Genomic DNA, 6,828 nt, shown 5'->3' with positions numbered 1-6,828 from the left:
GAAGTCCGATGGCGGGGTAGCTCAGGTGGTTAGAGCAGCGGAATCATAATCCGCGTGTCGGGGGTTCGAGTCCCTCTCCCGCTACCAACATTCTCTCAGTTGAATGCATTCAAATGATCGGGCGAGCGGCTATTTCAGCCTTGCCCGCCGCTATTGTTTGTCCGACATTGTCGGCATGATCGACTGGACCTATTTCCAATCACATTTCGACTGGCTCGGCCATATCGCTGAAGCTCTCGTCATGGCGGGGCTTGTCGGGCTGGCGGCGATGCTGCTGTATGAACGACGCGTTGCGATCCTGGTCGGGCTTGCGTTTGCGGGCGGCCATTTTCATGGGCGTGAAAAGCGGGATTACGAAATCAGTGTCGATATGCCACCGCCGCATCTGGATGGATATGCGATGTGGCGATGGTCATGGGATCAGATGACGGATTTCTGGCCGGCTGCCTTTGTGGTTCTCGTGCTTTCAGTCCTGCTTTACAGGCGGTGGTTCCCGGTGCGCTAGACGGTCAGAATTCCTTTCTTCGGGAACATCTTTCTCCTTGGTGCGTTGCAGTGCAACCAACGAAGGAGAAAGACATGGCCGAAGCCACGACCAACAAGGATATCGAATCTCTGCGCGCCGAGGTCTCGCGTTTGACCAAGATCGTCACCGCGCAGGGGGCCCAGGCTTTTTCGGATGTACGCCATGGCGCCGCCAATGCCGTCGATGCGGCAGCGCCGGCCGCCAAGAAGGCGGCTGACGTTGCCAGGGCCGAAGGAAACGCGATCGCGCAAACGGCGCGCGAGCATCCGGCGGCGACCGGCAGCGTGCTGTTCGTGGCCGCTGCGATCGGGCTTGGGATCGGCTATATTCTCGGCGCCGCTTCCCAGCCTGAGCCGATCATCCGCCGGCGCTACTGGTAATGTCTCATGACGGAACCCAGGCTGAAACCCAGGCAAAAACGCGGTGAGCCTTATTCTCTCGAGGAGTTCCGGCGGAAATACGATTTGAGCGAAGAGGAGGCCCGTACGCTCCATGAGCGCTTCGGCCCCTCATCGATCGAACTCGACCTGCTGATGCTGGCAAAAGGCAAGCCGCCTGTTCAGTGACGGGAACCAAACCGTCACTCGCGTGTTTACCACCTGTCGAAGCGAAGCCCCCTCAGCGCTTCGACGTTACTGATGCCATTCCCCCATGCGCGTCGGTTTAAAGCCAAGATCTCTCTCAGAGATTTTGGCTTTTCTTTTGGCCTCAACCGCATCACCCATGCGGAACATTTCGCCCGTTCGGGTGTTCGTGCCAATGGCCGGATGATGAAAAGGACAGACTCATGTCAGATCGTGAAACCAGGATCAGGGAGCGGGCGCACAGCCTATGGCAGGAGGCGGGCTCGCCGGATGGGCGGGAGAATGCGCATTGGCTTCAGGCGGAGCATGAGATCGATCATGGCACCGTCGATGGCGGCGGGATCGAGCCGGACGAACGGCCGAACCTCGATGCGATGCGGGAGGCCGCCCGGCAGCGTAGCGACGGTTATGTCGTGGATGCGGATCTGGAGGATGCCGACCAGCGCGAGGCGGCGCCGGGGACGCGCGAGCAGCCGTGATTGATCCAGGGTGGCCGAAGGACGAGGGATGGACCCGCAAAATGCCAGGGTTCCTGGAGGACCGTTGCTACCGCGTGAAGAAATAGAACACGGCGCCCCAGAACATCAGGCAGAGAAGAAAGGCAACAATGAGAGCCTTCAGTCGCAGCGTTGGCGAGAAGGGACGCTTTTCTGCTCCCAGTTCCCGGTGGTCTTCCGCGAATGCCGAATAGGCGTTTCTTGACTGGTCCCGCATCATGCGTTCCTCTCATGGTTCGCAAAAAGCATACCGCGAGCCGGTTAAGTCGCGGTCGAGAAAAAGCTTAAAGTTTGAAACATCGACATTGCCGGCGGTTCGATGCTCGCCGGCAGCGTTCGGAAAATTCAGGCGAAACGCTAAGAATGCAGGATCTTTTCGATCATCGTGGTGAAATCGCCGCGTATGCCGCCAAGCTCATAGACGCCGGTTTCCTCCACCTGCCGGCAGACGAAATTAACACGGGCTTCATCGTAATCGAGCGCCTTGAGCAGCGTTTCCCGCAGGCCGACCGTCGTCAGCAAAGTCGGTTCGCGCAGCAGTTCTCCCTGCCGCCAGGCGCTCATTTTGACGGTGACTGGCATCATGTGGTGATTCTCCCCGTTCCCCGGCGCTTATGGCCAAGGAAAAACGCACCGTCGATCCCCAGGATTCGGGATGCCGCCCCCTGGAAAAGCGGGTTTTCGGTCGGGTCTTGTTTGCAGCGTTAGCCTTCGCTCAGCAACTCCATCCCGCCGGTCAGCCGGTCCATCAGGCTGCGGCGCACGCGGCCGACATCGCGCAGCGGCGGCTCGCCGAATTGACGGGCATATTCGCGGCTGAATTGGGATTGGCTTTCATAACCGACCTGATGACCGGCCGAACCGGCGTCCAGCATGTCCTCCAGCATCAGTCGGCGCGCCTCCTGCAGCCGTAGCTGCTTCTGGTACTGCATCGGGCTCATGGCGGTGATCGCCTTGAAGTGATGATGCAGCGAGGAGACGCTCATGCTCACCCGGCTCGCCAGGTCCTCGATCTTCAGCGGCAGGGCGTAATGCTCTTTCAGCCAGACGCAGGCACGGCTGATCTGGTGCGACTGGCTTTCGGTTACCGCCATCTGGCGCAGGCGACCGCTTTGCGGCCCAGTCAGAAGCCGGTAGATCATTTCCTGCTCGATCAGCGGCAACAGCGCGGGGATATCGTCTGGCCGGTCGAGTAGCCGCAACAGCCGGATGGCGGTATCCTCGAGTTCGGGCGTCACAGTGCTCACTGCCATGCCGCGCGCCGCGGTGGTGCTGTTTCCGTCCGTCGCATGGTCGAGCATGCCGGCGATCCGGTTGGTGTCGATCTGGAAGGTCATGCTGAGGTAGGGTTTGTTGTCCGATGCTTCGACGATCTGGGTGGTGACCGGCAGGTCGATCGAGGTCAAAAGATAGTCCGTACCGCCATAGCGCAAGACGTCGTTGCCCAGAACCACCTGTTTCGCACCCTGCGCGATCAGCGCCAGGCTCGGCTTGTAGGCGCTACAGGCTTTCATGCCGATTGCCGAACGCCGATGGACACTGAGGCCGGGGATAGCGGTCGGATGATCGCCATCTTCCGTGGCGTAACGGGCAATGAGGCCGATCAGTTCCTGACTGCGATAGGTTCTTGAATTCGTCATAATCGAAAGCCTTTCCAGTCATTTAGAATTCATTTGGCGTTTCCGGATTTAGTCATTCGATGCAGGATTTCAAAATGCGATTTCTCTCTTTTGCAGGATTGTACAAGAATCTTGCAGGATCGCTCTAACGCCTTTTCTGCTGCTGTTGCATAGTGCACTCGGGGCGAGGCCGATCGTGCTTCCACGTCAAACCCCGTTTCACAGAATTAAAGGAGTAACCCATGGCCCTGGCAAGAGGATATGCGGCGACGGATGCGTCGAAACCGCTTCAGCCCTTCAGTTTCGAGCGGCGCGAACCCAATGATGACGATATCGTCATCGACATCAAGTTCTCCGGCATCTGCCATTCCGACATTCATCAGGTCCGAAACGAATGGGGCAATTCCAGCTACCCCATGGTGCCGGGTCATGAGATTGCCGGCATCGTCACCGCTGTCGGTTCCAAGGTAACGAAGTTCAAGGTCGGCGACCGCGCCGGCGTCGGCTGCTTCGTCAACAGCTGCACCCAGTGCGCGACCCGCGATCTCGATCTCGAGCATTACATGCCCGGCCTGATCGGCACGTATAACGCCTTCGAGGCGGATGGCGTGACGCCGACCTATGGCGGTTATTCCGACAGTATCGTCGTCAAGGAAGGCTATGCGCTGTCGATTCCGGAGAACCTGCCGCTCGACGCTTCCGCGCCGCTGCTCTGCGCCGGCATCACCCTCTATTCGCCGCTGGTCCACTGGAAGGCCGGTCCCGGCAAGAAGGTTGCCATCGTCGGCATGGGCGGTCTCGGTCATATGGGCGTCAAGCTTGCCCATGCGATGGGCGCTGACGTCACCGTGCTCAGCCAGTCGCTCTCCAAAAAGGAAGACGGCCTCAAGCTCGGCGCCGATCACTATTACGCCACCAGCGATGCGGAAACCTTCAAGACGCTGGCCGGCACGTTCGATCTGATCCTGTGCACGGTGTCGGCCGAAATCGATTGGAACGCCTATCTCGGTCTGCTGAAGGTCGACGGCTCGCTGGTCCTGCTCGGCATTCCTGAAAATGCCGTTCCGGTTCACGCCTTCTCGCTGGTTCCGGGCCGCAAGAACATTTCCGGCTCGATGATCGGCTCGATCAAGGAAACCCAGGAAATGCTGGATTTCTGTGGCAAGCACAATATCGTCTCGGAAATCGAGTTGATCCGCATGGACCAGGTCAACGAAGCCTATGAGCGCGTCATCAAGAGCGACGTGCGCTATCGCTTCGTCATCGACATGGCGACGCTGTAAGAGCGAAGGCCTGATAGCGATCCTCCCCCGGAAAGCGGGGGAGGATTTTTGCCTTGTGGACCGCGCGATTGCGGTGATCCCGACGGATATCAGTTGGCTTCCGTCAGCACTTCGGTGCCGGAGCCATCCTTGCCGGTAATGGTCCATTTGCCATCAAGCGTGCCGTCGCCGTTGACCTTGTAGACGACGAGACCAATCGCGTCGCCGAGCATATAGGCGGCTGCGAACGCATCGCCGTTCAGCATGCAGACGCCGGATGATTTCGAGCCGCCCGTATCCCATTCGATGACGCAGGTCGTGTCGCTCGCCAGCGTGATTTCCACCGTGCCCTTATAAGGCGATCCGTCCAGGTTGGTGCCCTCAAGAGTATATTTCCCGGCATTGACGGTCTGTGCGTTCGCAGTCGAGACGGCCGCGAACGAAAGCATGGCGGCAATCATGAATTTCCGCATTGAACCCCTCCCCAAAAGCGCCCTATCATCGAGCAGCGGCGGGACCCTAAGCGGAATTCTGGTGGTTTGAAAGGGGTGTTGGACATACAGCCCAACATTGGTGCAAAAGCATTTTCGACTGTCAAGCCAGCGGCAGCGGCCCGTCGTTCTTGATCTCTTCCATCACCGCGTAGGTTCTCGTTTCCTTGACGCCCGGCAGCGCCCAGAGCACGTGGCCGAGGAAGTTGCGATAGGCGGCCATGTCCTCGAAACGGGTCTTGACGAGATAGTCGAAGCCGCCGGCCACCATGTGGCATTCGAGCACGGAGGGGGCCTGCTTGATGGCGGCGGCGAACTTGTCGAAGACCTCGGCCGTCGTCTTGTCGAGCATGACCTCGATGAAGACGAGCAGGCCGAAGCCCAGCTTGTGCGGATCGAGCCGCGCACCGAAGCCGGAGACGTAACCTTCCTTCAGCAACCGGCGCAGCCGTTCGCTGGTGGCCGTCGGCGAAAGGCCGATGCGGTCGGCCAGTTCCAGGTTGGTGATGCGCCCGTCAGCCTGGAGAATGTTGAGGATCCGCCGGTCGATCTTGTCTATCTCGTGCATGGCGCGATCCTCATCTCATCCGTCGGTCTGCGGGATCAGGCGGCCAGCCGCGTTTCGGCGAGCTTCACCCAGTACGAGATGCCGTGCGGGATCGCTTCGTCGTTGAAGTCGTAGGCCGGGTTGTGCAGGCCGGCGCTTTCGCCATTGCCGATGAAGATGAAGGCGCCGGGGCGGGCAAGCAGCATGTAGGAAAAATCCTCGCCGCCCATCATCGGATCGAGATCGCCCGAAACCTGGTTTTCGCCGGCGATATCGGCGGCAGCCGCCAGTGCATAGGTTGTCTCCTGGCGGTGATTGACGGTGACGGGATAGTTGCGGCCGTAGTGGACCCTGGCCTTGGCACCGTAGGCGGCGGCAAGGCTTTCGGTGATCTGCTTGATGCGCTGTTCGGCAAGATCGCGCACTTCCGGCATCAGCGTGCGCACGGTGCCGGCCAGAATGGCCTGTTCCGGGATGATGTTATGGGCAAAGCCGGCATTGAACTTCGTCACCGACACGACGACGGACGCCAATGGGTCAACGGTGCGCGCGGCGATGGTTTGCAGAGCATTGACGATCTGCGAACCGATAACGATCGGGTCCACAGTCTTATGCGGCTGGGCGGCGTGGCCGCCGCGGCCATCGATGGTGATGGAAAATTCGTCGGTCGATGCCATGATCGGGCCGGGGCGCGTGCCGAACGCGCCGAGCGGCATGCCCGGCATGTTGTGCATGCCGTAGACTTCGGCGATCGAGAAACGCTCCATCATGCCGTCCTTGACCATCTCGTTGCCGCCACCGCCACCTTCCTCGGCCGGCTGGAAGATCACAGCGACCGAGCCCTTGAAGTTGCGGGTTTCCGAAAGATATTTTGCCGCCCCCAGCAGCATCGCTGTGTGACCGTCATGGCCGCAGGCGTGCATCTTGCCGGCCGTTTTCGACGCCCAGGGCTTGCCGCTGGTTTCCGTCATCGGCAGCGCATCCATGTCGGCGCGCAGGCCGATGGTGCGGCCTTCGCCCAGATTGCCCCTGATCAGTCCGACGACGCCGGTGCGGCCCAAGCCCGTCACGATTTCGTCAACGCCGAATTCCTGCAGTTTCTTTTCGACGAAAGCTGCCGTATTTTCGACGGCGAACAGCAGTTCCGGATTCGTGTGGATGTGGCGGCGCCATTCGGTCACTTCGTTTTGAAGTTCGGCTGCGCGGTTCAGAATGGGCATTGTTCGTTCCTGTCGGTCCATTGCGGGCATGGGATACGGGATCTTTGGCATCGACATGTTAAGAATGGTCTTTGCCATCACC

11 protein-coding genes and 1 tRNA gene are annotated in these 6,828 nt (G+C 59.8%); 6 read left to right on the top strand and 6 right to left on the bottom strand.

Features of this window, described 5'->3' with window-relative positions; translation table 11 throughout:
- Positions 1–10 precede the first annotated feature (10 nt).
- From VL202_RS13585 to VL202_RS13565, 5 genes are all read left to right on the top strand, one after another.
- A tRNA-Met gene (locus VL202_RS13585) sits at positions 11–87 on the top strand.
- Between the two features lie 88 nt (positions 88–175).
- A complete protein-coding gene (locus VL202_RS13580; RefSeq protein WP_325464645.1) occupies positions 176–505 on the top strand; it encodes a hypothetical protein in 330 nt (109 codons plus the stop codon).
- A 74-nt stretch (positions 506–579) separates the two neighbouring features.
- The gene (locus VL202_RS13575; RefSeq protein ID WP_325464639.1) at positions 580–906 is read left to right on the top strand and encodes a hypothetical protein; all 327 of its coding nucleotides are present in this window, start codon (positions 580–582) and stop codon (positions 904–906) included.
- Positions 907–912: 6 nt separating this feature from the next.
- Positions 913–1,092: a hypothetical protein gene (locus VL202_RS13570; RefSeq protein WP_325464638.1), complete on the top strand. Its 180-nt coding sequence runs from the start codon at positions 913–915 to the stop codon at positions 1,090–1,092.
- A gap of 221 nt (positions 1,093–1,313) precedes the next feature.
- Complete coding sequence (locus VL202_RS13565; RefSeq protein ID WP_325464637.1) at positions 1,314–1,589, top strand: DUF2934 domain-containing protein; 276 nt, start codon at positions 1,314–1,316, stop codon at positions 1,587–1,589.
- Between the two features lie 67 nt (positions 1,590–1,656).
- On the opposite strand, the gene VL202_RS13560 is transcribed toward VL202_RS13565, so the two are convergent.
- From VL202_RS13560 to VL202_RS13550, 3 genes are all read right to left on the bottom strand, one after another.
- Positions 1,657–1,824: a hypothetical protein gene (locus tag VL202_RS13560; RefSeq protein ID WP_325464636.1), complete on the bottom strand. Its 168-nt coding sequence runs from the start codon at positions 1,822–1,824 to the stop codon at positions 1,657–1,659.
- 140 nt (positions 1,825–1,964) lie between these two features.
- Entirely contained in the window at positions 1,965–2,192 is a 228-nt protein-coding gene (locus tag VL202_RS13555; RefSeq protein WP_325464635.1) for a hypothetical protein, read from the bottom strand.
- 119 nt (positions 2,193–2,311) lie between these two features.
- Positions 2,312–3,247, bottom strand: a complete 936-nt coding sequence (locus tag VL202_RS13550; protein ID WP_325464634.1) for an AraC family transcriptional regulator — start codon at positions 3,245–3,247, stop codon at positions 2,312–2,314.
- A 221-nt stretch (positions 3,248–3,468) separates the two neighbouring features.
- On the opposite strand from VL202_RS13550, the gene VL202_RS13545 reads away from it, so the two are divergent.
- Positions 3,469–4,509, top strand: coding sequence for an NAD(P)-dependent alcohol dehydrogenase (locus VL202_RS13545; protein ID WP_325464633.1), 1,041 nt, complete (start codon positions 3,469–3,471; stop codon positions 4,507–4,509).
- 89 nt (positions 4,510–4,598) lie between these two features.
- Here the strand turns inward: VL202_RS13545 and VL202_RS13540 are convergent, their stop codons facing one another.
- From VL202_RS13540 to VL202_RS13530, 3 genes are all read right to left on the bottom strand, one after another.
- Complete coding sequence (locus tag VL202_RS13540) at positions 4,599–4,961, bottom strand: hypothetical protein (protein WP_325464632.1); 363 nt, start codon at positions 4,959–4,961, stop codon at positions 4,599–4,601.
- Between the two features lie 121 nt (positions 4,962–5,082).
- Positions 5,083–5,547, bottom strand: coding sequence for an Lrp/AsnC ligand binding domain-containing protein (locus VL202_RS13535; RefSeq protein ID WP_325464631.1), 465 nt, complete (start codon positions 5,545–5,547; stop codon positions 5,083–5,085).
- A 35-nt stretch (positions 5,548–5,582) separates the two neighbouring features.
- Complete coding sequence (locus VL202_RS13530) at positions 5,583–6,746, bottom strand: M20 aminoacylase family protein (protein ID WP_325464630.1); 1,164 nt, start codon at positions 6,744–6,746, stop codon at positions 5,583–5,585.
- Between the last annotated feature and the right edge of the window lie 82 nt (positions 6,747–6,828).

Source organism: Pararhizobium sp. (assembly GCF_035497515.1).
GTDB lineage: Bacteria > Pseudomonadota > Alphaproteobacteria > Rhizobiales > Rhizobiaceae > Pararhizobium.
This window is presented reverse-complemented; position numbering and strand designations above follow the sequence as displayed.